Source organism: Granulicatella sp. zg-ZJ, from assembly GCF_010892355.1.
In the GTDB taxonomy this organism is placed as follows: domain Bacteria; phylum Bacillota; class Bacilli; order Lactobacillales; family Aerococcaceae; genus WM01.
The window spans coordinates 1-26,970 of the sequence record NZ_WNJY01000014.1 but is presented as its reverse complement, the minus strand read 5'-3'; the positions used below and the strand labels follow the sequence as shown (position 1 = coordinate 26,970).

Genomic DNA, 26,970 nt, shown 5'->3' with positions numbered 1-26,970 from the left:
TATGGGTAAAAAAATTGTTTTTTGTGCTGGAGCACCAGACCCTGATTTAGCATATTTAAAAACAATCTCGTATGATATGTTAATTGGTGTTGATGCTGGTGCCAAACGCTTAGTAGATGCTGGGTATGTGCTGGACTGGGCTATTGGAGATTTTGATTCGGTTGAGAAACCGGATAGTAAAGAGAGTATTGTATTGCCTTGTGAAAAGGATGATACTGATTTGCAGTATGCTCTTATGCATGTGTTAAGCCAAGAAAATGACGATGATATTGAAGAAATTATCATTTTGGGTTCTTTAAGTGGTGGACGTATTGACCACTTGATTTGTAATCTGTGGTTTGTGTACCAACCACGTTTTCAAAAGTGGTTGACAAAATATCATTTGATTGAAAAAGGCAATACGATGCGTTTTTATGAACCGGGAGAGTATACGTTGACACACGACAAAACGAAAAAATATTTGTCCTTTATTGGTATGACCCCCTTAAAAGCATTGAGTTTAATTAATGCGAAATATCCTTTGAACAAAGCCAATTATGAGTATCCTGTTTCTTTAATCAGCAATGAGTTTTTAACAGACACGATGACGTTTTCTTTTGAAGAAGGTTTAATGTGTGTGATGCAAACAGCTGATAAATAAGCACTATATTGATGGAGAATTTTAAATATTTGCCAATATATAATATTGTTTAAAAGGATTTTTATTTCAATTATTGGAGGAGAAGGAACAAGCAATTAAAAAATTTTAGTTTTATATGAATTATCAGTCGGTATTTGTTGTATCTATTGATAAAATTTATTAGGAGAATTTAGCTTCTGTTTGCATACTTTATTACTTGTTTTTTTAATGGGATCTATTAATTGTAAGATATTGAAAGGAGCTACTACATGAAAAAAAATAAATTGTGGGTGTGGACACATAAAATGTCTATCGGAGTTATTTTGGTTATTGCATCATCTTTAACAAATTTAATCATTCCTCTTTTTTTAAGAAAAGTGGTTGATTCAGATACTTCTTTGGATATAAATAGTTTAAGTATTCTCATAGGTATGTTATTACTTCAAGCATTAATTTTGTCATTTGGTAATTACGTATTTGCTGTGGCAGGTGAAAATCAAGTTGCTTCACTTAGAAAGCATTTAATCAGTCAATTTTATAGTAAGAAAATGAGTTTTTTTCATTATCGAAAAAGTGGAGAGTTAGCTTCTAGAATTGTGAATGATACACTTGTTATTAGAGATTTTTTGATAAAAAGTATACCGCAATTAGTGGCAAGTATTATCATTCTAATTGGAACAGTGAGTGTATTATTGTATTTGGATTGGAAACTTTCTCTCGTTTTGATTATTACATTACCTATTATGGCGTTGTTGATTATACCAATTTCTAATATTAGTGAAAAAGCAAATAAATCACTTCAAGAAGAAACAAGTTTACTAAGTGGGAATATTGCTGAATCTTTTCAAGAGATAGAAATGATTAAAGCAAATGTTGCAGAGAAAAGTATCGCAACTAAACAAGAAAAAAGAGTAGATTCTATCCGAAAACACGCTTTAAAAACAGATTTAGTACTATCGTTTGAATCACCATTTGCACTACTTTTTATTTTTGGTGTTATAGCCATTGTATTTTTATATGGTGGTCAGAGAGTAGCGTTAGGAGATTTAAGTGTTGGTACATTAGTTTCCTTTATTATTTATTTGTTGCAACTTTTAAATCCAATAGGCACATTATCGTCTATTTCTGCAGAATTTGCGAAACAAAAGGGTGCTACAACAGAAATAATGAATTTATTAGAAATACCTAGTGAGGAGTATGAAGGAACAGAAATTTCTATGAATGTTGAAACCATTCAATTTAAAGATGTATCGTTTAGTTATTCTTCTGATAAGCCTGTATTAGATAAAGTGAATCTAATCATTAAGCCTTATCAAAAAATTGCGATTGTTGGGCCGTCTGGTGCTGGTAAATCAACTATTATCAATCTCCTTTTAAGATTTTATGATATTACAGGAGGAAGTATTGAAATCGGTGAAAAAGATATTTATCAATATGATTTACGAAATTGGCGACAATTATTTGCTTTAGTGGCACAATCTAATGCTGTTCTTTCTGGTACCATTCGTGAAAATCTTTGCTTTGGGATAGACAAACTAGTGACAGACAAAGACTTAGACGAAGCATTGTCCATGGTATCTCTTACAGATGAAATAAAACAATTATCCGAAGGGTTGAATAGTCAAGTTGGAGAAAATGGCAAATTACTTTCTGGAGGACAAAAGCAAAGATTGCAAATAGCAAGAGCTTATTTGAAAGATTCTCCTTATATTCTGTTTGATGAAGCAACAGCAAATTTAGATGCTGATGCAGAGTATAAAATCAATCAAAGTTTAAAGAAATTAAAAGAGTATCGTACGATTGTTGTCATAGCTCATAGATTATCAACAGTTGTAGATGCCGACCAAATTTATTTCTTAGAAAATAATTGTGTTACTGGACAAGGTAGACATGAAGAACTTTTACAAACACATGAAACATACGCACGTTTTGTGTCTGAACAAATGATATAAAAGTATTGAAAAATACGAATTGACCTAAAATAAAAAGAGCCGAATTTATTTCAAAAAACTTTCTTCATTTAATGTTAAAAATATTTAGAATGATAAAACAGAGATAATCGAACTGGTAAGCATGTCGATTATCTCTGTTTTCATTAAATATAATCTTTCCAATTTAGAGAGTACGGGCTAAAAGTAAAGGATTGTGCACCTGTTGGTGTTAGGTAGAAGCAGTCTTCAATACGAACACCGATTTTTCCAGGAATATAAATACCTGGTTCAATAGAGAAGCACATATTTTCTTGAAGTACAAAATCATTGCCAGAGGCAATAGACGGAAATTCATGAACGGTTTGTCCAATACCATGGCCTAGGCGATGTGTGAAATAATCGCCATATCCGTATTTTGTAATAATATTTCTGGCAATAGCATCTAATTCACTAGCAGTCATACCAATTTTTGCCATTTCTCTTGCTGTGTGATGTGCTTCAAGAACAATGTTATAAATTTTTTCTTGTTCACTGGATAGGTTATCACCAAAGAATAGTGTACGTGTCATGTCGCTAGCGTACCCTTGGTGCATTGTACCTAAGTCAACGAGTACAAATTCATTAAAATGAATTTTATTTAAGCCTGGGTTACCATGTGGATTTGCTGCGTTTGCTTGAGACAGTACCATTGTGTCGAAACTCATTTTGGATACGTTTTGTTTTTTTAGTTGGTATTCAATTTCTGCAATAACAGCACTTTCTGTAATGCCTTCTTGTAATGTTTGAGCGGCAATTTTAGTAGCTAAGTCGGCTGTTTTTCCTGCTTCTTTTAATAAAATGATTTCTTCTGGTGTTTTGATTAGTTTTAATTGTTCAATCGTACTTGAAACATCGTGCGTAAATTGAATGGTTGGTAAGACACGTGTTAAATGTTCTAATGTTTGCATTGTGACAAAGTTTTTCTCAATAGATACTTTTTTTGCTTGAGAAATATATGGGCGTAATGTTTGTGCCAATTTTTCCCAAACATTTTCACTGTCAAAGTGGGGTAAAAATTGTAATCCTGTTGTACTTTCTTTAGCTAATTCATAATCTAAAGCAGGTAAGACTAGTAATGGTTTATCATTTGGTACAAGGATAAGCATAAACACTCGTTCGTGTGGTTCGCTATGAAATCCTGTTAAATAACCAATAGTACTTGGATTTTGTATAAAGCATAAATCAACTTGTTGATGTGCTAAAGTTTGTTGTAATGTGTGTAAAGTAGACATTATGTTTTGTCCTTTCTAGTTCATTTGTTATAAATTATATTAGCACATATTTTGTTTATCGCAACTATTTAAAATAAAGACGGGATATATTGTCTTATTTTCTTAGAAAGATGATAGATATTTATAAAAAGTCATTTTTATTTTATTTTTGTTATCAAAAAAGCTTGTCAAAAAAATATTTTTATGTTAAAGTTGTTCTTGTATCAGATACAACTACGAAAGGAGCCGTTATGGATACAAAATTTTCTGTTGCTCTTCATATTTTGACGATGATTAGCGAAAGTAAGGAAGTATTAAGTTCTCAGTCATTGGCAACAAGTGTGGGAACAAATGCAAGTTATATTCGTAAGGTGATTGCACTATTGAAAAATGCAGATCTTTTAACATCTCGACAAGGAAAATCAGGCTATGAACTTAGTAAGACTGCCAAAGAAATTTCTTTATTGGAAATTTATTATGCAACACAAGAAGTTAACACTATTAGTCTTTTTCAAATTCACCAACATGCCAATAGGGAATGTATTGTTGGAAAACATATTGAAAAAGCTATGTTTCCTATTTTTTCAGATGCTGAACGTCTATTAGAAAACCAGCTATCAAAACAAACATTAGATGATGTCATTCATAATCTTTATCAAGAAGTAGGACAAAATCGTATCTGACTAATATAATAGTCAGATTTTATTAAACATAAAGATAGACTTGAATCAGATACAAGTACATAAAAAGAAAGAGAGAATACAAAATGAAAGTAGCACAACATACAACTTATCATAAAGAAAATATTACCTTAACTTTAACAGAAATGGATATACCTGAAATTAAATCGCATCAAGTGTTAGTGAAAGTAGTTTCAGCTGGTGTAAATCCTGTTGACAATATGATTTCTCGTGGTGAAGTAAAGATGATTGTTCCATATAAATTACCACAAACGGCAGGTAATGAAGTAGTCGGTTTTGTTGAAAAAATAGGATCAAATGTCAAAACATTTCATGTAGGAGATCGTGTTTTTGCTCGTTTACCATTAAATAGCATTGGAGCCTTTGCAGAATTTGTTGCTGTTGATGCATCAGCATTAGCCAAAGTCCCTGAATATTTAACAGATATTGAGGCAGCGGCTATTCCTCTTACAGCATTAACTATTATGCAGTCTTTGGCATTGATGGATGCAAAAGCGGGAAAAACTATTTTCATCTCTGGAGGCACAGGAGGCGTTGGAGGCATGGCAATTCCTATTGCAAAAGCAAAAGGTCTAACCGTTATTACGAATGGAGATGGTGTCAATGAAGAACGTGTGTTAGCTTTAGGTGCAGATCGTTTTATTGACTACAAAAAAGAAGATTATACAAATTTATTAAAGGAAGTTGATTATGTTTTAGATACCCTTGGTGGAGAAGAAACAGAGAAACAAATGTCTATTATGAAAAAAGGTGGACATCTCGTTTCTTTACGTGCCATGCCAAATGGTGATTTTGCCAAACGAATGCATTTACCAAAGTGGAAACAATTTTTATTTGGATTGGCAGGCCGCAAATTTGATAAAATGGCAAGTCAATATGGTGTACACTATCATTTTATTTTTGTAGAAAGCAATGGAGAACAATTACAAGAAGTTGCTGATATTTTTAGTGAACGTATGATTAAACCGTCTATTGATACAGTTTATCCATTTGAACAAGTGAATGAAGCTTTAGATAAAGTAGCGAATGGACGTTCTAAAGGTAAGACAGTATTAACATTTTAGAGTGATTTAGTATAAAGGAGAAAATATGTCGTATATTACAACAAAAAATGAGTATATTATGGTTTCGGGTAACCGAATTGCGTATAGAGAACTTGGGAAAGGGAAGTCAGCACTACCTTTGGTAATGCTTATTCATTTAGCAGCTACTTTGGATAATTGGGATCCAAAATTACTTGATTTACTTTCAGAAAAACAACATATCATTGTTTTAGACTTACCTGGTGTTGGTGCAAGTGAGGGGAAAGTAGCCGGTACTATTCCAAGAATGGCAGAGCAGGCTATTACCATTATTCAAGAACTTGGGTATGAAAAAATCAATCTTCTGGGTTTATCTATGGGTGGTATGATTGCACAAGAAATCGTTCGATTAAACAACGAATTGGTCAATCAGTTAATTTTAGCTGGAACAGCTTCTCGTGGAGGTAAAGAAGTAGATAAGGTGACTGGTAAGACTTTTCGCTATATGTTAAAAGCGAGTTTGGAGCGTGTCGATCCAAAACGCTATATTTTCTATAATCATGATGAACAAGGAAAACTTGAGGCAGAAAAAGTGTTAAATCGCATGAACATAAGACAAGATAGCTATGCAGATAAAGCGATGAAAGTGTCTGCTTTCTTAACACAATTAAAAGCAATCAAACGTTGGGGGAAATCACAAAGTGATGATTTACGTTTTATTACGCAACCAACGCTCATTGTCAATGGCGACAATGATATGCAAGTGCCAACCGAAAATTCTTATGATATGCACGAAAAAATTTCGGGTAGTCAACTGATTATTTATTCTAATGCAGGACATGGTTCTATTTTTCAAAATGCAGATACATTTTCAAAAGATGTGTTCACCTTTTTAGAAGTATAAAAACGACAACATTTATAAATATGATAAGGTGAACCGACAACTCAACATTGTCGGTTCATTTTTAGCATTCAAAAATATTGACGTTATCTAGGTTGTAAGTGTAAGATTGATAAAAAGACAAATCGTATTATGTCACAAAATTAGAATATTAATGGTGAGAGAATGAAAAGAATTGAGAAACACGTAAAGAAAAAAGAAACACATTTAATAGGTATGGGTGTAGTCTTACTGTTGATGATATTTTCTATTTTCATTTATTTATTGATGAAACAGAATCAAACACAATCTGTTGTTCAAGAAACAGATACAAATCAAGTATCTAATCAATGGACGGCAGAGAAACAATTAAAAGTAGTCAATCGTTTTTCGACTTTTTTATTTAAGGCACCTACATCACATCCTGTAAAAGATATTTTATACGAGCAAGCATTGAAAAAAGAACCTTATGTGTTAAATCATGAACAGCGTGTTCAATTATTGCATGACCAGTTAGTCGATTCAGAATTGCTGTACGCCGATACGGTAAGAGTGCTTGAAACAAGTGGTGATTATACAAAAGTTGTCGCACTCCAACAGCCTAATGGTAAAGATGTGGATGGGTATATCGGGTGGGTCTTTACTCAAGATTTATCTGATATTCCAGAAACGTTTAAAAGAGCTGAAAAACAAATTGTTGTGAGTAAAGCAACGGCCAAAGGACGATTAGAGAATAGTGATATAACATTATCAATCGGTTCTTATTTACCATTAGTAGATGAAACAGAAACGGATTTTATTGTTGAAACCTTAAATGGAAAAGCGACCATTCAAAAATCAGATGCAATCGTGAGAGGATCTATGACTTCATTAGAAGAGATGATGACGATTGGAAAATCATTGATTGGGATAGACTATACATGGGCTGGGACAAGTGGTAATGGCTTTGATTGTAGTGGTTTGGTACATACTTTGTATCGTTTATTAGATATTCAAGTATCCAGAGATACAACGAAGCAAGTGCTTGATGGTATAGAGATACCAAAAGATAAAGCGGCTTTAGGTGATTTACTATTATTTGAAAATGAGCAAGGTATACATCATGTAGGTATTTACGTCGATAAAGGTGTCATGCTACACGCTCCAAATGAAAATGCCTCTTTAGAAATGATGTCCATTTTAGGAACACCCTATGAAAAAGAATTAAAATATGTGCGTCGAATTGTTCAACCATAATTTTGTGTAGATTATAATAAAAAAATATTGACAAAATGATGAGTCAATATTATAATTTCTCTCATAAAACGCAGTGAAAAGAAGAACATTAGTGGATAATTGTAGAGAGTTTGTGCGTGGTGAAAGCAAATATAATCGCTAATGGAAATGGTCTTAGAGTGGTTATTCTAACTTATTAGGAATAAACGGAGCACCCGTTATCGTGTCACAGTTTTAAACTGTATGAGGCTTATTTAGTGATGAATAAGTAAACAAAGGTGGTACCACGGGTGAAACTCGTCCTTCATGAAGGACGAGTTTTTTTGTGCAGAAAGGAGATTGATATGATAAAAATTGATGATGTTAGTGTACTGTTTAAACAGAAAAAACAGGAAATACAAGCCGTACATCAAGTCAACTTGCATATCGAAAAAGGTGATATATTTGGTATTATTGGATATAGTGGAGCAGGAAAAAGTACTTTGCTTCGATGTATCAATTTTTTAGAACAGCCAACATCTGGGAAAATAGAAGTTGACGGTGTGGATTTATCAACGCTAAATAAAAACGAATTAAGACGTGCTAGAGCAAGCATTGGTATGATTTTTCAGCAATTTAATTTGATTGCCTCTAAGACGGTTTATGAAAATATTGTTTTTAATTTAGTAGCGGCAAATGTACCAAAAGAAGAACATGCTACTCGTGTCAATGAATTGTTAACGCTTGTAGGTCTATCCGATAAAGCAACGAGTTATCCAAAAGAATTATCGGGGGGACAAAAGCAACGTGTCGGTATTGCAAGAGCATTGGCAAATAATCCAAAGATTTTATTATGCGATGAAGCAACGAGTGCATTAGATCCGGAAACAACAAAACAAATTTTATCTTTATTAAAAAAAATCAATGAATCATTAGGTATTACGATTGTACTGGTAACACATGAAATGGAAGTGATTAAATCCATTTGTCATAAAGTTGCTGTTATGGAGAAAGGACGCATTGTTGAGAGCAATCGTGTGTATGACTTGTTTGCACATCCACAATCAGATTTGATGAAACAATTTGTTGCGAGTTTATATGATGATGCTCTACCAAGTCAAGTGTTTAATCATAATGAAAAAGACACTCTTTTAACGTTAGTGTTTCATTCCAATAATGCCGAAGAACCGGTTATTGATAAACTAAAAGATTTATTTGAGGTATCTGTGTCAATTTTGCAAGGAAAAATTGAGTATATTCAAGATGAGCCATTGGGGCATTTAACGATTGCTTTATCCGGAAAAGATGAAGAAAAGGAAAAGGCACTAAGTTATTTAAGAAGTGTCGTATCACAGGTAAAGGTGGTGACGTCTTGTGATTGAAACATTTATTCAAGAAATTGGACCAGAATTTGTGAAAGCAATACAGGAATCAAGCATTATGGTAGGTTTATCGCTTATCATTGCGATTGTATTAGGGATTCCGTTAGGTATTTTACTTTATATCACAAGTCAAGGGCTAATATGGAAAAATCATGTAGTGAGAGCCATTTCTAATATGATTATTAACATGATACGTTCCATTCCATTTATTATTTTAATGGTTGCTCTGATTCCTGTTACAAAATTACTTGTTGGAAAATCAACAGGTGCTATGGGAGCCGTGGTACCGCTTAGTGTAGCGGCAGTGCCATTATTGGCACGTTTAGTTGAAACGGCTTTGCGAAATATAGACAAAGGTGTTTTGGAGTCAAGTGTGGCTTCTGGAGCTTCAACATGGCAAATCATTACCTCTGTCTTACTACCTGAAGCAACTTATGGCATTATACAAGGCATTACGTTAACACTTATTAACATTATTGCTTATAGTGCTACTGTTGGAGCAATTGGAGGAGGGGGGATTGGTGATTTAGCTATTCGATATGGTTATTATCGTTATGATAATATGACACTTATTGTGACGATTGTCTTTTTAGTATTAGTTGTCCAAATTATTCAAATATCGGGCGACAAATTAGCAGAATTAACGAAGAAATAGGAGAATGTATATGAAAAAATCATTTAAAAAATTACTATTATTAGGCTTAACAACTTTATCAGCTGTTACATTAGTGGCATGTGGTGCACAAACAGAAAAAGCAGCGGACAAAGAGAAACCACAAGAAAAGAAAAATTTAGTTATTGGTGCAACATCAGGACCTTATGCGGATATGGTGAAAAAAGCTATTAAACCAGGTCTAGAGAAAAAAGGTTATACAGTAGAAGTAAAAGAATTTACAGATTATGTACAGCCAAATAATGCTTTAGCAGCTGGAGAATTAGACGCTAATTTATTCCAACATATTATTTATATGAAAAACTTTGCTCAAAAAAATAATTTACAATTATCTGATTTAATTCAAGTACCAACAGCACCAATGGGTATTTACTCATCTAAATATAAATCATTATCTGAATTACCAGAAAAAGCAGAGTTATCATTACCAGGAGATGCAACAAATGCTGCACGTGCATATAATATTTTAAGTCAACAAGGTTTATTAAAATTAAATGCGGATGTAGATGTATTGAAAATTTCTCAAAAAGATATTGCTGAAAATCCAAAAAACTTAGTCTTTAACGAAATTGAAGCTGCTGGTTTACCAAGAGCTATCGAATCTTCTGATATTTCAGCTGTACCAGGTAACTTCGCTTTAGCATCTGGATTAGATTTAACAACAGCACTTGTTCTTGAAAAAATGGATGACAATTATCGTAACCGTGTTGTTGTCAATACAAAAGACAAAGATGCACAATTTGCAAAAGACATTATCGACGTTGTGAAATCAGATGATTTCAACAAAGTGATTGATGAACAATTCAAAGGTTTCGACAAACCGTCTTATAAATAAAGGCTCTTCGTCAAATCGTGTTGGTGGAAAGAAATAGTGAGTATGTTGGTAGTGAATGGCATTAACCATTCACTACCTTTTTCACATTCTTTTTCTGCCATTGGGAATGGTGTTGTATGATTAAAATACGCAATCTAAAATAAGAAAAACGTCTATAGTCATAGGTAATCCGTTTGATAACTTTAATATGATTGTTGATGGCTTCTGTGATACCGTTTGAATAAGGTATGATAAAAGCTTGATAAATACCATTCTGATAGGTTTTAAAAATATAAAATTTCTTTCTAATGTAAATCACAATAGTAAGTTAGCCACTTCAGGCAAATCATAAGGACATACATAGTTAAATAATTTACGTGGATAATGATTTATCCATTGTTCAACAGCCGTTACTTCGTTAGGAGTAACGGTTGTTGTGCCTTTTGGGAACCATCGTCTAATCAATCGATTTGCATTTTCGTTACTGCCTCGTTCATAAGAAGAGAATGGAGGTGCATAATAAATAGGACAAGTGATGGCTTCGTCTAATCTTAAAAATTCAGAACCATTATCAGCTGTTAAAGAGCGTATTAAATAGTCTTGTTGAATAGACGTCAAAGCGATGTTCACACTTTGAGCCGTTTTATCAGGAATTAGACGAATGATTTCATAGCGTGTTTTTCTGTCTGTTAATGTCAATAATTGTTGTCCACGTTTCTTGTTTAAAATCACTAAATCTATTTCAAAATGCCCGATTTCTTTTCTCTCGTTAATCTCTTGTGGTCGCTGCTCGATAGAGAGGGCATTAGCCTTTCTTGGTGGTCGTTTTTCAGTTGATGTTATCGGTTTAGTTTTTCTAGGATAAATCAAATGTTTACGCGAAATACCTGTAATCCATCCTTTGTATACCTATGTGTAAATCGTTGTACAAGAGGGCATATCAGGTAGTTGACTAATCATTTCAGGGGAATATTTATCCATGATTTTTTCTCTGATGAGGGCTTCTTTTTCTATCTGTTCTGCCTACGGCTAAACGTAAACGGTTATATTCGTTTTGTGCCTTTTGAGCAGAATATTCTTTAGTGCCACCATGAAAAGATAAATCGATGAGTCCACGTTTGATTTCATTATTGATGGTTTGGTGATTTTTTCCTAATAATCTACCGATGAGATGTTTTTTTGTATCACTGGTTAACTTAATTATATAATTTACTTTTTTGTAAAACGTATTTATTACGTATTGTAAACAAGAAAAAATAATGATATAATAAAATGCGTCAGAGTGAGAGTAGAGTGATAAATTCGAGAGGTGTAGAATGAAGAAAACATTATTTTCAGTTATTATGTTAATTTTAGGTATATTTTTTGTGGTAACTCCTGATGCGGCTAGTATGTTAGGTGTGAATACTTATGCTGCAATGAAAATTGTAGATGCTATTATGGCAGGTATGAGTATTTGGAGTATTATAGGTCTTGTTGCGGTTAGTGGGGGTGCGTTAGCTGTAGTTTGGTTTGGCGTTAAAGAACTAATTCAACGTGTAGGTAAAAAAGCAGCGATTGCTTGGTAATTTATAACTAATAACTCTATCACTCTGATTTTATTTTAAGGAGAAGTTATTTTATATGGAAATATATTTTGAAAATTGTAATATTAATATATATGATAAAAATATTTTAAGTGATGTTACTTTTGTGTTGAGAAAAGGAGATTTTTATAGAATAAAAGGAAATAACGGTAGTGGGAAAACTGTTTTTTTAAATACTATTTTAGGATTAAATCGTCATGTTGAAGGTAAATACAAAGTGTTTTTTAATAAAGATACAGTATCTTATATTACTGCTAATCCATTTTTTTTAGACTCAGAAAAAGTTAGTTCAGTAATTGATATATTGTCTTTTTTTTATAATGTATCTAAAGCGGACATTATAGATAAGTTAGACATATTAGATATGAATTTTGAAAATATTAAGGGAAAGAAAACCTTTGAATTGTCTACCGGAATGAGAAAAAAATTATGTCTTATCCCACTTTTTTTTGAAAATATTGAATTATATGTATTAGACGAGATTTTTTCGGGAGTGGATGAAAGTACACAGTTTGTTTTACAGAATAGATTATGTGAATTACACAAAAAGAATGTTACTGTAATAATTGTTGAACATAGTGAAAGTATTATTGAGAAATTATTAGATCATATAAGTATTAAGGAGTTTTTATGCGAGAAAAGGATAGTAAATTAGTTTTTTTAAATTTTCTTACGACAATATTGGTTATTTTAATACCATTAGTAGATTTAAGTAAAATTAATCAATATATTTCAAAAATACATTTGGGAAATAGTATAGCATATAGTGATTATTTCATAATAATAGGTATTATATTGAGTAATTTGATTTCTATATTAGTAATGTTTAATATAATTAAAGTAGTCGTTATATATTGTAAGTTGAATGTTCCAAAAAGAATATTGTATTGTTTATTTATAATAGCTAAACTAATTATATCGCTAATAAATATTTTTGTTGTTTTTTTTCAAATTCCAAGTTATATCATTTTTATAAGAGAAATGTTATTCGGTGTAATATTTTGTATTTTAATATACACTTATTTAGAAAAAAATATTAAACAAATTAGTAAGAATTTTAAAAAAATGGTGTTTTTAGTTATTATTATCTTATTTATTTTGAATGTATTAAATTTTATGGTGATATTTAAATGAAAACGGAAAATATTTATTTAGTGAAGAAAATATTTTTTACGTATTTAGCTGTTCTTTCATATGGTATATTTTTGTGTATAATATTCTTCTCTTTTTTTGTTAAAAACAATGATATTTATTTTTCAGAAACCTCGATTCCAGAATCAGCATATCATATATTCTTGAATAATTTTTTATTTTTTTTGATCCTATTAATACCGATAGTAAGTCCAGTGTATTTTTGTTACGCTATGATTTTTGTTTATGCTTATATCGTTCAATCAGTCTTAAACTTTGGGATTTATTTTGTGTTGTTTAAATTAATACATTATCCTATTGAAATGTTAGCTTTTTCAATACCGTTATCATTGAATAATATGCTGTATGGTGATAGAAAAATACCTATAAAAAGAGTTCTTATATATATTAGCTTTGGAGTTGCGTTATTATTGATAGCAGCAATTATTGAAAATGGATTGAGGTGAATTTTATGTCGTATATGTTTATTTTCGTAAACATGATGTCATGTTTAGTGTTAGTAGATATAATTTCTAAAATTTTGGAATATAAACAAATTTATCTCTCTTTTTTTGTTAAAAAAAAGAGCAAGCAATTACAATTTTATTTGTTGAAATTAGTGTGTAATTTTATGATTGAATTTAGTTTATGGGTGATTTTGATTTTAATAGGATGTATTCAATCATTTGAATATATATGGTTAGTATTATTGCAACTTTTTACTCTTATATTGAATATAATCTCTAAATATAAATTTTTAAGATACTATGAGTATGTAAATATATCTTGCATGATTGTAACAATGTTTGCAAGTATACTAAATACTGTTCATGTTATATGTCTATGTATACTTTATTTAATTGGAATTATGTATATTTATATTAAATGGGAAAATATATTATATACTTCAAAAAGTTTTATTAAATTATCTTTTTTTCAGAGAAAAAATATATTTTTTATAAAACTACTAAAATATATTTGTTTTTTTTCTTATATAAAAATGTCTAAATTATGGCAATATGTTCCAGTTGAACAGTTTTTATCAGTAATATGTTTATTTTTAGTAGCAGATATTGAGAATATATATAAAAGTAACCAAAGAATGCTATCGATATTCCAATCGCGATATTTTATAAATTTAACCAAAAAATCTAAACCTAATCTAACCTTTTTGTCTATAAATCAAGTTGAAAAATTTAAAATCCAAGTTTTAGAAATGATTATTTTGTGTTTGATTATTTCTCTATTTACTAATAAAGTTATTGAATTTTTTATTTTGATTATAGGTGTAATTTCTGTAACGCTATTTATTTTAGATAGTGTAATATATGGATATTTATTACAAAGATCATATTTATACTATAACAGAATTGTCAAAGAAATGTTGTCTTTAATTTTGAGTGGTACATTCTTTGCGTACTTTATGTTTTTGACAGTTGCTAAAATTATTCCTTATCAACATGTTGAATTTGGCATGTTTTCGAGCTATTATAATGTGTTTATGCTCATTTTATTTTCTGCTTTGAATGCAGTGTTTATTATTAGACATTATAAAGTTTATGAACAATAGATAGAAAGAGAAAAAATATGAAAAAGAAATTAATTGCGATTTGTTCAATACTTCTAATTTGTATGTTGTTTGTTGTAGCTGTTCAATTTTTATTAAAAAAAGAAGATAAAGTTAATCGAGAGGTTTTTGTTGTACAAAACGCTCCTGATATAATATTACAAGGAAAAGTGATGGCTAATACAACTCAGGTTATTAGGAAGAATTCAGAATTTGGGAAAATAAAGAATTTATTTGTAACTAATGGGCAAAGTATAAAAAAAGGAGATGTAATATTAGAATATTTAAATTCAGCAGTTTCTGAGGAACTAAATTCATTAGAAAATACTATAAAAAGGCAAAATAGAATAATTTTTGGGTTAAAAAAAGATATAGACGAATATGAGAAAAGAATAGATAGTAAAGAAAATTTTGATGGACAACAAACAGTAAATGCTGATTTTGATAAATTAAAAGAACAGTTAGCAATAGAGCAAATTAATTTAGAAGATCAAATATCACGAAAGAGTGTAATGGAATCTAAAGAGAATATAAAAGTCTTTTCTGAATTAGATGGTATAGTATATATTGATGAAACTCAGAGTGAAGAGTTTATAGTGTCAATTCATAGTAATTCTAAAATTGTATCGTTTGAAATATCTGATACAGATTATTCAAAAATAAGAAAAGGTGATTTGATTAATTTTAAAAAGATAAATGATGATAATGTGTATAATGGAGAAATTTTTTTTGTATCAGAAATACCTACTAAAAATTCGGAAACTAATACACAAAAATCATTTTACAATGTTAAAGTTAATATACAATCTACCAATTTGAAAATAGGAGACAGAGTATTTGTTTCACTCAAAGATGAAGAAATAAAAATACCGAGAACATCTATTAAGGATAATTTTGTTTATAAAAAAAATGCAGAAGGAAATTTTGAACGAACAGAAATTACTTGCATAGAAAAAAATGGGTATATTATTTTAATATCTGGATTAATTGTGGGAGATGAAATAAAAGAGGTGTATTCTGATGATTAAACTTAAAAATATAAATAAGAGTGCTAATAAATCAGGTATTAATATTTTAAAAGATATTGATTTAGAAATTAATAAAGGTGATTTTTTAGCGATTTGGGGTAAAAGTGGTTCAGGTAAATCAACATTATTAAATATCATCGGTTTAATCGATAATTGTTTCTCTGGAGAATATTTATTGGATGGAATTAATGTAAAAGGTATGAGTGATTACGAACGATCTAAAATCAGAAATAGTAAAATGGGATACATTTTTCAAAGTTTTTTTTTAGTGGAAACAATGAATGTTTTTGAAAATGTTTCAATGCCTTTTTTGTATTCAAGAGAGAAGTCTTTTTCAAATGATAGAGTAATGAAATGCTTGGATCAGGTGGGACTTTCTGATAAATTTGATTCTAATATACGTACTCTTTCAGGTGGACAAAAGCAAAAAGTCGCAATTGCTCGTTCGTTAGTACTTAATCCAGATATAATCATTGCAGATGAGCCAACAGGTTCTTTGGATTCAGGTTCATCTTTGGAAATATTAACACTATTAAATGATTTAAATAAAAAAGGAGTATCAATTGTGATAGTGACACATGATAGTGATCTTCTTAGATATTGTAATAAAGTTATTAATATTATAGATGGTAAAGTATCGAATGAAAGCTAAAATAATTTTATTAAAAAATTCACTACACTCATTATTATTAAATTTTAGGCGAACTTGTCTAACGATGATGGGAATTATAATTGGATTAAGCAGTGTTATAGTCATAGTTTCTATTGGAGAAGGATTTCATAAATATACTTTTGAAAATATTACAGATAGTAAATATTCTAAAGAAATTCCGATCCAAATGATATTTAACCCCTATAATGATTTAATACGAACGGAACATTATTTTACTAATGATGATTTTAACTTAATAAAATCAATACATGGTGTAAGTAGTTTAGAACTTATTAATAAATCACCAAATTCTTTTTCTGATAGTGTATTTATTGCAAACAAAATTAAAAATATAGATATTAGTCTAGTAGACGAATTTTATGATAACATACTTTATGGAGAAGGTATTATCAGATTAGATTCAGAATTTTTAAATAAGAAAGTAGTTATATCTAAAGAATTTTCAATAACTCTTACAGATAATATAAGTAGTTTGATCGGTAAGGAGATAGTAATTAAAGATACGGTATATATAGTTTCGGGGATTTATGATAATGAGCAGATGGATTTCTTTTCATCTGATATAGTAGTTCCAAGCGAAACATATAAGTTTTATAATGGGACTAAAGAAACAGTGTATTTAACGATTTATATTAATTCTGATGTCAATTTAAAAAAAACATCTGACAATATATTAGAGTTAATGGAAAATTTTGGTACAAATAGAAGTGAAGGTACGTATAATATTTTAAATTTAGATTCATTACTTAAAGGGTTTGGAAGTGTAATTAGTGGTTTAACAATATTTGTATCAACAGTGGCAGGAATTTCACTTTTGATTGCTAGTGTTGGAGTAATGAATATGATGTATTCATCAGTTATTGAAAGGTCTTCAGAAGTAGGGATTAGAAGAGCTACGGGTGCTACTATAGAAGATATAAGGAATCAATTTTTAATTGAAGGAATTATTTTGACTAGTATTGCAGGTATGATTGGTTATTTAATAGGTATATTATTATCTCAAATTGTAGGTTTGTTGTTGCCTTTTCATGTTCCAATCAGTACTACAGGAATAGTTGTTTCTCTTTTAGTAATCTTTACAATAGGTATAGTATCTAGTGTAGGACCAGCGAAATATATATCAAAAAAAGAAATAATTAAATTATTACGTTAACTATATATTTTTATTGATTATAAAGAGTATCAAAAATAAACTGCAGAGTGTGTTGGTAGTCTTTGTTAGTTAATTGGGATATACCAAAAGTGATTTCTTTTTGTGAGGATATTTAAAAAGTCTCTTTTATTTTTTATGGCTCTTCGTCAAATCGTGTTGGTGGATAACTTTCACCAACACGATTTATTATAGAGCAAAATTAACACGTTCAACGTGTTGATTTTAAGTCTTTTTACTATTTTTCTAATGGAAAAGAGAGGAGTATTAGCACATCAATGAAAAATTAAATAAACAGATAAATGTAAGTTGTATCGTAGTCGTAGTGTATATTTCATAATTGATTGTTAGAATTTAGTAAAATACCTATTCAAAAGGGAGCATATTGTGTAAGATAAACATAAAAGATTAGAAAGAAGTGTCAGTATATGAAAATATCAATAAAACCTCTTTTACCAGGTGTAATAGCTGCTTTTTTTGTCACGGTTATGGCAAAAATGGTATCAAGCTATATTGCCATAGGAGGACCAGCAACATTAGCTATTTTGTTAGGCATTTTATTTGGTAATACTGTTTTAAAGCATCAAATATTTAATAAAGGAACAAAATTTTCTGAAAGTAAGCTTCTTGAGTGTTCTGTTGTTTTATTAGGATTTACTGTAACTTTTCAAACGATTAGTCAAATGGGCATCAATGGTGTCGGATATATTTTCCTCAATATGTCTATTGTGTTAATAGGAACTTATTTTTTAGGAAGACGTATTGGGTTTAATGATGAGATGAGTTTGATGATGGCGGGAGGAAATGCTGTATGTGGATCATCAGCTATCGGTGCTATTGCACCGGCAATACATGCTAAAGATGATGAGAAAGGTCAAATTGTCACATTAGTCAATTTATTAGGGACTGTGATGATGTTAACATTACCATTTTTAGCGACTGCACTGTTTCAAGATGCTTTGATGTCCAAAAGTGCCTTGTTAGGTGGGACATTGCAATCTGTAGGTCAAGTAGTGGCAGGAGCAAGCTTAGTCAGCGAAGAAATCGTTAAATTTGCGATGCTATACAAGATGACACGTATTATGTGTTTAGTATTTGTTGTATATGCTTGTAAAAAAGTAGTGTTTAAAAAACATCATTCGCCAATAGTTGTCCAAAAAAGACAAACATTCCCTATTCCGTGGTATGTGTGCTTATTTTTATTGATTTGCCTTATCAATAGTACCATAGGGATACTACCAGTTTTTGTATCCAGTGCAAAATTTGTAAGCAGTTGGTTTGAAACCATTGCTTTAGCCGCTATTGGATTACGACTGGATATAAAAAAATTCCTAAAAGAAGGTCCTAAATTTGCTATTTATGGATTGAGTGTGGGGCTTTTTCAAGTTGTGATAGCTTTGTTCATTATATTTCTTTTTCACATTCGTTAGTGCATCTTATTTTTGTGCCGAATAAACAATAAATTCGATGATTTTTGTATTTAAAAGTTATGTATTTTTTGTAAAAAATGTGGCATAATATAATCATATAGAAGAAAGGTGGTTAATTATGAAAGCCTATACATATGTTAAACCAGGAGAAGCAAAATTTGTAGAAAAAGACAAACCGGTTATTTTAAAACCAACAGATGCTATTGTTCGCATGGTAAAAACAACAATCTGTGGTACCGATTTGCACATCATTAAAGGAGATGTTCCTGCTGTTAAAAGTGGCACTATTTTAGGACACGAAGGTATTGGTGTTGTGGAAGAAGTTGGTGAAGCAGTAACAAACTTTAAAAAAGGGGATAAAGTACTTATTTCATGTGTATGTTCATGTAGTAAATGTTATTACTGTAAAAAAGGAATTTATGCACACTGTGAAGACGAAGGTGGTTGGATTTTCGGTCACTTAATCGACGGAACACAAGCAGAATTTTTACGTGTACCACATGCAGATGCAACTTTATATCATACACCAGAAGAATTATCTGACGAAGCATTAGTGATGTTATCAGATATTTTACCAACAGGATATGAAATTGGGGTTCTTAAAGGTAAAGTAACACCAGGATGTACCGTAGCAATCGTTGGTTCTGGACCAGTTGGATTGGCATCTTTATTAACAGCTCAATTCTTCTCACCAGCAAAAATTATTATGATTGACCTTGATGACAACCGTTTAGAAAGAGCATTGTCATTTGGTGCAACACACGCAATCAATTCTTCTAATGTTGACGAAGCAATTCAAAAAGTATTTGAATTAACAGATAACCGTGGTGTCGATGTAGCCATTGAGGCTGTTGGTATTCCTGCAACATTTGACTTCTGTCAAAAAGTTATTGCGATTGATGGAACAATCGCAAATGCGGGTGTACATGGAAAACCTGTTTTATTCGATATTGAAAGATTATGGATTCACAACATCAATATTACAACAGGTTTAGTATCCACAAATACAACACCTCAATTATTACAAGCATTAGCAGCAAACAAAATTCAACCAGAAAAATTAGTAACACACTACTTCAAATTAAGTGAAATTGAAGAAGCGTACGAAATTTTTGGTAAAGCAAGTGAACATAATGCGATTAAAGTTATTATTGAAAATGATATTACACCAGCTGAATAAAAATCACTCCAAGCCTAAACTAGCATTGGCTAGTTTAGGCTTTTTATAATATTTTGGCTCTATAATAAATCGTGTTGTACCAACAGATTTGACGGAGATTCAATATTTTTTGTAAAAAAACAATAAAAATGTTTATATATACATTATTTTAATAGCTTAGTATATCGTATTGTATCGTTGTGAATTGATTAAAAATATGGTAAAATGTGGCATGATTATGCCATTCTTTTATAAGAACGAGAAGATAGGAAAGGATATAAAATATGAAAAAAGGATTGACCTTACAAGAAATTATTTTAACATTACAAAATTATTGGTCTAAACAAGGTTGTTTATTGATGCAAGCATACGATACGGAAAAAGGAGCAGGAACAATGAGCCCGTATACGTTTTTAAGAGCTATTGGTCCAGAGCCTTGGAATGCAGCGTATGTTGAGCCATCTCGTCGTCCAGCAGATGGAAGATATGGTGAAAATCCAAACCGACTGTTCCAGCATCATCAATTTCAAGTCATTATGAAACCTTCTCCAGATAATATTCAAGAATTATATTTGGATAGTCTAAAAGCATTGGGGATTGATCCTTTAGAGCATGATATTCGCTTCGTAGAAGATAACTGGGAAAATCCGTCTTTAGGATGTGCTGGTTTAGGTTGGGAAGTTTGGTTAGACGGTATGGAAGTGACACAGTTTACATATTTCCAACAAGTTGGTGGTTTAGAATGTAAACCTGTTACAGCAGAATTGACATACGGTTTAGAGCGTTTAGCTTCTTATATTCAAGAAGTAGAAAGCGTGTATGATTTACAATGGACCGATACAGTAAAATATGGTGAGATTTTTATTCAACCAGAGTTTGAACATTCTACATACGCATTTGAAACAAGTGATGCTCCATTATTAAAAGAATTATTTGATAAATATGAAGTAGAAGCATTGAAGCAAATGGAGAAAAATTTAGTTCACCCAGCTTATGATTATATTTTAAAATGTAGTCATACATTTAACTTAATGGATGCAAGAGGTATTATTTCTGTAACAGATAGAGCAGGATATTTGGCACGTATTCGTAATATGGCTAGAGAAGTCGCAAAAGCTTTTGTACAAGCAAGACGTGATTTAGGTTTTCCGTTGTTAAGTCGTGAAGAAGCACGAAAATTATTAGAGGAGGATAAATAAATGACAAAAGATGTCTTATTAGAAATTGGACTAGAAGAAGTACCTGCTAAATATGTACGTTCTAGTAGTGAACAATTAAAAGAACGTGTAGAACAATTTTTAACAGAAAATCGTTTGGCATTCAAAGAAGTGGTTGCGTATGCCACACCTCGTCGTTTGGCAGTTATTGTTAAAGAAGTTGTTGAAAAACAAGAAGATATAGAAGAAGTTGCTAAAGGTCCGGCAAAAAAAATTGCTTTAGATGAACAAGGTCAATGGACAAAAGCCGCTATTGGTTTTGTCAACGGGCAAGGATTATCAACAGATGATATTTTCTTTGAGGATATTAAAGGTGTTGAGTATGTTCATGTTAAAAAATCAATTAAAGGACAAGATACATTATCTATTTTGCCTGGTTTAAAAGATGTAATCTTAAAAATGACTTTTCCGATTTCAATGACATGGGGCAATCATACGTTGAAATATATTCGTCCTATTCATTGGTTAATCGCTCTTTACGGAGATACTATCATTCCATTTGATATTTTGGGTGTAGAAACAGGTACAACAACAAGAGGTCACCGCTTCTTAGGACAAGAAACGACAGTTTTGACACCGAGTGACTATGTTTCACAGTTAGAAAAAGAATATGTGTTAGTTAATCAAGAAGATAGAAAATCATTGATTGTGTCACAAATTGATGCGTTAGCACAAGAAAATGATTGGGTTGTGGAATTAGATGAAGAGTTGCTTGAAGAAGTAACAAGCATTGTGGAGTATCCAACTGCATTTTTTGGAATATTTGACAAAAAATATTTGGTTGTACCTGATGAAGTGCTTATCACCACAATGAAAGAGCATCAACGCTATTTCTATGTTAAAAATAAAGAAGGTCAATTATTACCATTCTTTATTTCTGTTAGAAATGGGAATGATCAACATTTAGATAATGTGGTTAAAGGAAATGAAAAAGTGTTGGTAGCACGTTTAGAAGATGCGCTATTCTTTACAAAAGAAGACGCTAAAATTCAGATTGCACAAGCAGTTGAGAAACTAAAACATGTTAACTTCCATGTGAAAATTGGATCTGTCTATGACAAAATGTCAAATACAAGAGCCATTTTAACAGTTCTTTCAAACTTGTTACAAATTGATGTGACACATGCTGTAAGAGCAGGAGAAATTTATAAATTTGATTTAGTGACAAATATGGTTGGTGAATTCCCAGAATTACAAGGAATTATGGGTGAAAAATATGCTTTAGATAAAGGTGAAAGCATAGAAGTGGCACAAGCCATTAGAGAGCATTATTTGCCTTTATCAAGTGATGGTGCTTTACCAGAAAGTATATCTGGAGCATTGTTGGCTGTTGCTGATAAACTAGATACATTGATTAGTTTCTTCTTAAAAGGAATGATACCAAGTGGTTCGAATGATCCGTACGCATTGCGTCGTCAAGCCATTGGTATTGTGTCTATTTTTGAAAAAGAAAATTGGCAAATCGATATGGGTTCTTTATTTGAAACTATTTTAAAAACAGTATACCACGTTGAAAATAGTGATGTTGTAGAGTTATTACGACAATTTATTTTGGCACGTTTACAACAAAAATTACAAAGTTATGATATTCGTTATGATGTGATTGAATCTGTTTTAGCGAGTCAAACATTAAATATTCCATTGCTTATCCATAATGCCAAAGATTTGCAAGAGCATACGCAAGAAATTGATTTTAAAGTAACAATCGAGGCTGTATCTCGTGTGTTAAACCTTGCTAAAAAATCGCATGATATAGAAAACTTCGGAGAAATAAATATCGTATCAGATTTATTTGAAACAGATAGTGAGAAAGTACTGGCGCAAGTGGTGCAACAAGTAGAGCATGTTTCTTATGATACTTTAAAAATATTGACACAACCTATTACAGCTTTCTTTAATGATAATATGGTGTTGGTTGAAAACGAAGAAGTTCGGAACAATCGTTTAAGTATATTGGTGCAATGTGCAACAAAAGTATTAAACTATGCAGATACAACGAAGTTAGTGGTGAAATAATGTTTGAGTATGTAAAAGGACAGTTAGTGTCGATTTATCCAACGTATGTAGTTGTAGAGGTGCATGGTGTTGGTTATCAGATTTTTATGCCGAATGCATTCGGTTTGCAAGAAATGCTCAAACAAGATATAACGGTGTATGTGTATCAAGCTGTTCGAGAAGATGCCATTACGTTATATGGATTTAAGTCATTAGAAGAAAAACAATTATTTTTGAAATTGATTAGTGTATCGGGGATTGGTCCAAAAAGTGCGTTGTCCATTTTGGCGAGTGATAATAGTGAGGGATTGATACAGGCTATTGAAACGAATGATATTACTTATTTGACGAAGTTTCCAGGTGTTGGGAAAAAGACGGCAGCTCAAATAGTGTTAGATTTAAAAGGGAAGTTTACTGATATATCGAAACCTGTTTTGGAAAATCATATTCCTGTTTTAGAAATATCACCAATTTTAGCAGAAACGAAAGAAGCGTTATTAGGATTAGGATATTCGGAACGTGAAATTAAAAAAGTCTTACCTCAACTTGAAAAAGAACATTGTCAATCGACAGATCAAGCGTTAAGAATTGCATTTAAACTTTTATTAGGAAGTAAATAAATCAATAAAATCACAGTGGGTTACCAGTGTGATTTTATTGTGTTAGTAGGTAGAAAAAGATGATTAGATTAGATAAATTTTTAGTAGACATGGGTGTTGGCTCGCGAAAAGATGTTAGAGAGTTAATCAAAAAGAAACAAGTCCAAGTAAATGGAGAAATTGCTAAAAAAGCAGATGATAAAATAGATGAAAAACAAGATGAAGTTATGTGCCAAGGGGTAGTATATCACTATACAGAATACGACTATATTATGTTAAATAAACCACAAGGTGTGGTAAGTGCAACAGAAGATAAGATACATCAAACAGTTTTAGATTTGTTGGATAAAAGGTATCATCGAGTAGCACCTGTTGGTAGATTGGATAAAGATACACAAGGTCTATTATTATTGACAAATGACGGTGCTTTAGCACATGATTTATTATCTCCTAAAAAGCATGTTGATAAACGATATGAAGTACATCTAAAATATCCAATTCAAGAAGATTTAGTACTTTCTTTTGAAGAAGGCATCATATTAGAAGACGGCTATAAATGTTTGCCTGCTAAGCTCACGATAAAAGATTCGTATTGTGTATTCGTGACGATTCAAGAAGGAAAATTTCATCAAGTAAAACGTATGTTTCAAGCATTGAATAATAAAGTTGTTTTTTTAAAACGATTGAGTATGGGAAGTTTACAATTAGATGAAACACTTCCAATTGGAGCATATCGAGAGTTAACAATCGAAGAATTGGAGCATTTAAAAAAGGGTAGATAAATGACCATATAATATTTGACAAGGGACTATATTATCTATAAAATGTAAGGGTGTACGGCTAAGTTGTCGTATGTCATTATGTATTATTTAGTAAAAATAAAAAAATAAATATGATAGGAGGTGTCGATATGGGACCTAGTGGTTTAATCCCACAAGGAGATGCAACCTCTACTATCATTGTTATTTTAGTAGCTGCTATCCTTGGTATAGGGGCAGGATATATTTTTAGAAAATTATCTTATGAAAAAAAATTGGCAAGTACACGTGGTACAGTCGAATTTTTATTAGAAGATGCTAAAAAGAATGCAGATTTGACATTAAAAGATGCGGAATCTGAGAAAAAAGCTTTATTATTAGGTGCAAAAGAAGAAATTCAACAATATCGTACAAGTATAGATCAAGAGTTAAAAGAACGTCGAAACGATGTCATTGAACAAGAAAAAAGACTTGTTCAGCGTGAAACAAATTTAGATAGAAAAGATGAGAACTTATCTCGTCGTGAGCAAACGATTGATGATAAGGAAAAGGTACTATCTCAACGTTCTGAAGTATTGTCACAAGAGCAATTAAAAATAGAATCATTGATTGCACAACAACAACAAGAATTGGAAAATATTGCATCTTTAACATCTGATGAAGCAAAAGAAATCATTTTAACAAAACTAACAGAAGAATTAAAACATGAACGTGCCGTTTTGGTAAAAGAGTCACAACGTCAAGCAGAAGAAACAGCCGATCGTCAAGCAAAAAATATTATTTTACAAGCTATTCAACGTACGGCATCAGATTTAGTTTCTGAAAATACTGTATCAGTTATTTCTTTACCAAATGAAGAAATGAAAGGTCGCATTATTGGGCGTGAAGGACGAAATATTCGTACATTAGAAACGTTAACAGGGATTGATGTTATTATAGATGATACACCAGAAGCTGTTGTATTAAGTGGTTTTGATCCAGTACGTCGTGAAATTGCTAAAATGACATTAGAAAAACTCATGAAAGATGGACGTATTCATCCGGCTCGTATTGAAGAAATGGTTGAAAAATCTAGAAAAGAAATGGATGAACGCATTCGAGATATTGGGGAAAAAGCAGTCTTTGATGTGGGTGTGCATACATTACATCCTGATTTAATTAAAATATTGGGACGTTTATATTTCAGAACAAGTTATGGACAAAATGTCTTGAATCATAGTATTGAAGTGGCTCGTTTATCTGGTATCATTGCTGGAGAATTAGGAGAAAACGTTAATTTAGCAAAACGTGCAGGATTGCTACATGACTTAGGAAAAGCCTTAGACCATGAAGTAGAAGGCTCACATGTAGAAATTGGTGCTGAATTTGCTCAAAAATATAAAGAAAATCCTATTGTTGTCAATGCCATTGCTTCCCATCATGGTGATGTTGAAGCTACCTCAGTCATTGCAGCGATTGTTGCCATTGCAGATGCGTTATCTGCTGCAAGACCAGGTGCTAGAAGTGATTCATTAGAAAACTATATTAAACGCTTGGAAAAACTTGAAGAAATTTCAAATAGTTTTGAAGGTATTGATAAAAGTTTTGCTATACAAGCAGGTCGTGAAGTACGTGTCATGGTTAAACCTGATGTATTGGACGATGATCAAACGGCTTTATTGGCACGTGATATTAAAGAGAAAATCGAATCTGAGTTAGAATATCCAGGGCATATTAAAGTAACAGTGATACGCGAATTGCGTTCAGTGGAGTATGCTAAATAAAACACATAACAAATCATCCTAGTGCAAGAAGCACTAGGATGATTTGTTCAGACTGTTGACAAAGTAAGAGTGTCAACAGTCTTTTTTCGTATCAGACGTTAAGTTGTACGGCTTACCACGATGTACACGATACATCGCTCGTTCTCTACCATGTGCGAGAACGAAGCCATTCGTACCACAACGTCTGATACGATAATAACGCTTAAAAGTGGTATAATAGAGATAAGAAAAAGGAGGGAAAAATCTATGTTTTATAAAGAAACTCACCCAAATGATGAAATCATATGAAACACATTGTCCGAATTAGTACCAAAAGACCATTTACTACGTAAAATTGATAAATCAATTGATTTCAACTTTATTTATGAGATTACTTCTCCTTATTATAGCCATACGAATGGTCGCAATAGTTTAGACCCTGTTGTTTTATTTAAATTGGTCTTTTTAA

General features: G+C 31.4%; 26 protein-coding genes, 1 pseudogene and 1 other annotated feature. Of the genes and pseudogenes, 24 read left to right on the top strand and 3 right to left on the bottom strand.

All coding sequences use genetic code 11. From position 1 onward, the window contains the following. The first annotated feature begins 1 nt into the window (after position 1). Positions 2–640 (top strand): thiamine diphosphokinase, encoded by a 639-nt coding sequence (locus GMA11_RS05255; protein ID WP_163546170.1) that lies wholly within the window; start codon positions 2–4, stop codon positions 638–640. A gap of 248 nt (positions 641–888) precedes the next feature. Further along, complete coding sequence (locus GMA11_RS05250; protein ID WP_240332477.1) at positions 889–2,571, top strand: ABC transporter ATP-binding protein; 1,683 nt, start codon at positions 889–891, stop codon at positions 2,569–2,571. 143 nt (positions 2,572–2,714) lie between these two features. On the opposite strand, the gene GMA11_RS05245 is transcribed toward GMA11_RS05250, so the two are convergent. After that, positions 2,715–3,821, bottom strand: a complete 1,107-nt coding sequence (locus tag GMA11_RS05245; RefSeq protein WP_163546169.1) for a Xaa-Pro peptidase family protein — start codon at positions 3,819–3,821, stop codon at positions 2,715–2,717. Positions 3,822–4,051: 230 nt separating this feature from the next. On the opposite strand from GMA11_RS05245, the gene GMA11_RS05240 reads away from it, so the two are divergent. The 7 genes from GMA11_RS05240 to GMA11_RS05210 all read left to right on the top strand — a co-directional run bounded on the left by GMA11_RS05240 (position 4,052) and on the right by GMA11_RS05210 (position 10,487). Further along, positions 4,052–4,483 (top strand): Rrf2 family transcriptional regulator, encoded by a 432-nt coding sequence (locus GMA11_RS05240; protein ID WP_163546168.1) that lies wholly within the window; start codon positions 4,052–4,054, stop codon positions 4,481–4,483. Between the two features lie 83 nt (positions 4,484–4,566). After that, the gene (locus GMA11_RS05235; RefSeq protein ID WP_163546167.1) at positions 4,567–5,565 is read left to right on the top strand and encodes an NADP-dependent oxidoreductase; all 999 of its coding nucleotides are present in this window, start codon (positions 4,567–4,569) and stop codon (positions 5,563–5,565) included. 25 nt (positions 5,566–5,590) lie between these two features. Next, positions 5,591–6,427: an alpha/beta fold hydrolase gene (locus GMA11_RS05230; protein ID WP_163546166.1), complete on the top strand. Its 837-nt coding sequence runs from the start codon at positions 5,591–5,593 to the stop codon at positions 6,425–6,427. Between the two features lie 162 nt (positions 6,428–6,589). Then, positions 6,590–7,639, top strand: a complete 1,050-nt coding sequence (locus GMA11_RS05225) for a C40 family peptidase (protein WP_163546165.1) — start codon at positions 6,590–6,592, stop codon at positions 7,637–7,639. A gap of 64 nt (positions 7,640–7,703) precedes the next feature. Continuing rightward, positions 7,704–7,926, top strand: a binding site (T-box leader). A 36-nt stretch (positions 7,927–7,962) separates the two neighbouring features. Continuing rightward, positions 7,963–8,979 carry a methionine ABC transporter ATP-binding protein gene (locus tag GMA11_RS05220; protein ID WP_163546164.1) on the top strand — a complete coding sequence of 339 codons (1,017 nt, stop codon included), beginning with the start codon at positions 7,963–7,965 and terminating at the stop codon, positions 8,977–8,979. Next, the gene (locus GMA11_RS05215) at positions 8,972–9,634 is read left to right on the top strand and encodes a methionine ABC transporter permease (RefSeq protein ID WP_370516575.1); all 663 of its coding nucleotides are present in this window, start codon (positions 8,972–8,974) and stop codon (positions 9,632–9,634) included. The genes GMA11_RS05220 and GMA11_RS05215 overlap by 8 nt, the downstream gene beginning before the upstream one ends. Positions 9,635–9,644: 10 nt before the next feature. After that, complete coding sequence (locus GMA11_RS05210; RefSeq protein ID WP_163546163.1) at positions 9,645–10,487, top strand: MetQ/NlpA family ABC transporter substrate-binding protein; 843 nt, start codon at positions 9,645–9,647, stop codon at positions 10,485–10,487. A gap of 61 nt (positions 10,488–10,548) precedes the next feature. On the opposite strand, the gene GMA11_RS09510 is transcribed toward GMA11_RS05210, so the two are convergent. After that, positions 10,549–10,785 carry a transposase gene (locus GMA11_RS09510; protein ID WP_163546162.1) on the bottom strand — a complete coding sequence of 79 codons (237 nt, stop codon included), beginning with the start codon at positions 10,783–10,785 and terminating at the stop codon, positions 10,549–10,551. Further along, positions 10,782–11,336 carry an IS30 family transposase gene (locus GMA11_RS05200; protein WP_163546161.1) on the bottom strand — a complete coding sequence of 185 codons (555 nt, stop codon included), beginning with the start codon at positions 11,334–11,336 and terminating at the stop codon, positions 10,782–10,784. Before GMA11_RS05200 ends, GMA11_RS09510 begins: the two co-directional genes overlap by 4 nt. A gap of 446 nt (positions 11,337–11,782) precedes the next feature. On the opposite strand from GMA11_RS05200, the gene GMA11_RS05195 reads away from it, so the two are divergent. The 15 genes and pseudogenes from GMA11_RS05195 to GMA11_RS09330 all read left to right on the top strand — a co-directional run. Further along, positions 11,783–12,034 (top strand): circular bacteriocin, circularin A/uberolysin family, encoded by a 252-nt coding sequence (locus tag GMA11_RS05195; protein ID WP_163546160.1) that lies wholly within the window; start codon positions 11,783–11,785, stop codon positions 12,032–12,034. Between the two features lie 55 nt (positions 12,035–12,089). Next, positions 12,090–12,707, top strand: a complete 618-nt coding sequence (locus GMA11_RS05190; protein ID WP_163546159.1) for an ATP-binding cassette domain-containing protein — start codon at positions 12,090–12,092, stop codon at positions 12,705–12,707. A 475-nt stretch (positions 12,708–13,182) separates the two neighbouring features. Beyond that, positions 13,183–13,650, top strand: a complete 468-nt coding sequence (locus GMA11_RS05185; RefSeq protein ID WP_163546158.1) for a hypothetical protein — start codon at positions 13,183–13,185, stop codon at positions 13,648–13,650. 704 nt (positions 13,651–14,354) lie between these two features. Continuing rightward, positions 14,355–14,753 carry a hypothetical protein gene (locus tag GMA11_RS05180; RefSeq protein WP_163546157.1) on the top strand — a complete coding sequence of 133 codons (399 nt, stop codon included), beginning with the start codon at positions 14,355–14,357 and terminating at the stop codon, positions 14,751–14,753. A 17-nt stretch (positions 14,754–14,770) separates the two neighbouring features. Further along, complete coding sequence (locus GMA11_RS05175; protein WP_163546156.1) at positions 14,771–15,778, top strand: efflux RND transporter periplasmic adaptor subunit; 1,008 nt, start codon at positions 14,771–14,773, stop codon at positions 15,776–15,778. Next, a complete protein-coding gene (locus GMA11_RS05170) occupies positions 15,771–16,430 on the top strand; it encodes an ABC transporter ATP-binding protein (protein WP_205422901.1) in 660 nt (219 codons plus the stop codon). The genes GMA11_RS05175 and GMA11_RS05170 overlap by 8 nt, the downstream gene beginning before the upstream one ends. 64 nt (positions 16,431–16,494) lie before the next feature. Then, positions 16,495–17,604, top strand: a complete 1,110-nt coding sequence (locus GMA11_RS05165) for an ABC transporter permease (protein WP_163546155.1) — start codon at positions 16,495–16,497, stop codon at positions 17,602–17,604. A gap of 425 nt (positions 17,605–18,029) precedes the next feature. Beyond that, positions 18,030–19,031 (top strand): YeiH family protein, encoded by a 1,002-nt coding sequence (locus GMA11_RS05160; protein ID WP_163546154.1) that lies wholly within the window; start codon positions 18,030–18,032, stop codon positions 19,029–19,031. 118 nt (positions 19,032–19,149) lie between these two features. Next, positions 19,150–20,211 carry a zinc-dependent alcohol dehydrogenase family protein gene (locus GMA11_RS05155; RefSeq protein ID WP_163546153.1) on the top strand — a complete coding sequence of 354 codons (1,062 nt, stop codon included), beginning with the start codon at positions 19,150–19,152 and terminating at the stop codon, positions 20,209–20,211. A gap of 263 nt (positions 20,212–20,474) precedes the next feature. Then, positions 20,475–21,389, top strand: a complete 915-nt coding sequence (gene glyQ / locus GMA11_RS05150; RefSeq protein ID WP_163546152.1) for a glycine--tRNA ligase subunit alpha — start codon at positions 20,475–20,477, stop codon at positions 21,387–21,389. Then, the gene (glyS, locus tag GMA11_RS05145) at positions 21,390–23,423 is read left to right on the top strand and encodes a glycine--tRNA ligase subunit beta (protein WP_163546151.1); all 2,034 of its coding nucleotides are present in this window, start codon (positions 21,390–21,392) and stop codon (positions 23,421–23,423) included. Continuing rightward, entirely contained in the window at positions 23,423–24,022 is a 600-nt protein-coding gene (ruvA, locus tag GMA11_RS05140; protein WP_163546150.1) for a Holliday junction branch migration protein RuvA, read from the top strand. Before glyS ends, ruvA begins: the two co-directional genes overlap by 1 nt. A gap of 62 nt (positions 24,023–24,084) precedes the next feature. Then, positions 24,085–24,783, top strand: coding sequence for a pseudouridine synthase (locus GMA11_RS05135; RefSeq protein ID WP_163546192.1), 699 nt, complete (start codon positions 24,085–24,087; stop codon positions 24,781–24,783). A gap of 128 nt (positions 24,784–24,911) precedes the next feature. Then, positions 24,912–26,522: a ribonuclease Y gene (gene rny, locus GMA11_RS05130; protein WP_163546149.1), complete on the top strand. Its 1,611-nt coding sequence runs from the start codon at positions 24,912–24,914 to the stop codon at positions 26,520–26,522. A 294-nt stretch (positions 26,523–26,816) separates the two neighbouring features. Then, positions 26,817–26,970: pseudogene (locus GMA11_RS09330) on the top strand (IS5/IS1182 family transposase); the annotation flags it as partial.

Bases quoted from the DNA above. Each gene is read 5' to 3' on its own strand.
- GMA11_RS05255 (WP_163546170.1), top strand. From the start codon at position 2: ATGGGTAAAAAAATTGTTTTTTGTGCTGGAGCACCAGACCCTGATTTA.
- GMA11_RS05250 (WP_240332477.1), top strand. From the start codon at position 889: ATGAAAAAAAATAAATTGTGGGTGTGGACACATAAAATGTCTATCGGA.
- GMA11_RS05245 (WP_163546169.1), bottom strand. From the start codon at position 3,821: ATGTCTACTTTACACACATTACAACAAACTTTAGCACATCAACAAGTT.
- GMA11_RS05240 (WP_163546168.1), top strand. From the start codon at position 4,052: ATGGATACAAAATTTTCTGTTGCTCTTCATATTTTGACGATGATTAGC.
- GMA11_RS05235 (WP_163546167.1), top strand. From the start codon at position 4,567: ATGAAAGTAGCACAACATACAACTTATCATAAAGAAAATATTACCTTA.
- GMA11_RS05230 (WP_163546166.1), top strand. From the start codon at position 5,591: ATGTCGTATATTACAACAAAAAATGAGTATATTATGGTTTCGGGTAAC.
- GMA11_RS05225 (WP_163546165.1), top strand. From the start codon at position 6,590: ATGAAAAGAATTGAGAAACACGTAAAGAAAAAAGAAACACATTTAATA.
- GMA11_RS05220 (WP_163546164.1), top strand. From the start codon at position 7,963: ATGATAAAAATTGATGATGTTAGTGTACTGTTTAAACAGAAAAAACAG.
- GMA11_RS05210 (WP_163546163.1), top strand. From the start codon at position 9,645: ATGAAAAAATCATTTAAAAAATTACTATTATTAGGCTTAACAACTTTA.
- GMA11_RS05195 (WP_163546160.1), top strand. From the start codon at position 11,783: ATGAAGAAAACATTATTTTCAGTTATTATGTTAATTTTAGGTATATTT.
- GMA11_RS05190 (WP_163546159.1), top strand. From the start codon at position 12,090: ATGGAAATATATTTTGAAAATTGTAATATTAATATATATGATAAAAAT.
- GMA11_RS05185 (WP_163546158.1), top strand. From the start codon at position 13,183: ATGAAAACGGAAAATATTTATTTAGTGAAGAAAATATTTTTTACGTAT.
- GMA11_RS05175 (WP_163546156.1), top strand. From the start codon at position 14,771: ATGAAAAAGAAATTAATTGCGATTTGTTCAATACTTCTAATTTGTATG.
- GMA11_RS05170 (WP_205422901.1), top strand. From the start codon at position 15,771: ATGATTAAACTTAAAAATATAAATAAGAGTGCTAATAAATCAGGTATT.
- GMA11_RS05165 (WP_163546155.1), top strand. From the start codon at position 16,495: ATGATGGGAATTATAATTGGATTAAGCAGTGTTATAGTCATAGTTTCT.
- GMA11_RS05160 (WP_163546154.1), top strand. From the start codon at position 18,030: ATGAAAATATCAATAAAACCTCTTTTACCAGGTGTAATAGCTGCTTTT.
- GMA11_RS05155 (WP_163546153.1), top strand. From the start codon at position 19,150: ATGAAAGCCTATACATATGTTAAACCAGGAGAAGCAAAATTTGTAGAA.
- glyQ (WP_163546152.1), top strand. From the start codon at position 20,475: ATGAAAAAAGGATTGACCTTACAAGAAATTATTTTAACATTACAAAAT.
- glyS (WP_163546151.1), top strand. From the start codon at position 21,390: ATGACAAAAGATGTCTTATTAGAAATTGGACTAGAAGAAGTACCTGCT.
- ruvA (WP_163546150.1), top strand. From the start codon at position 23,423: ATGTTTGAGTATGTAAAAGGACAGTTAGTGTCGATTTATCCAACGTAT.
- rny (WP_163546149.1), top strand. From the start codon at position 24,912: ATGGGACCTAGTGGTTTAATCCCACAAGGAGATGCAACCTCTACTATC.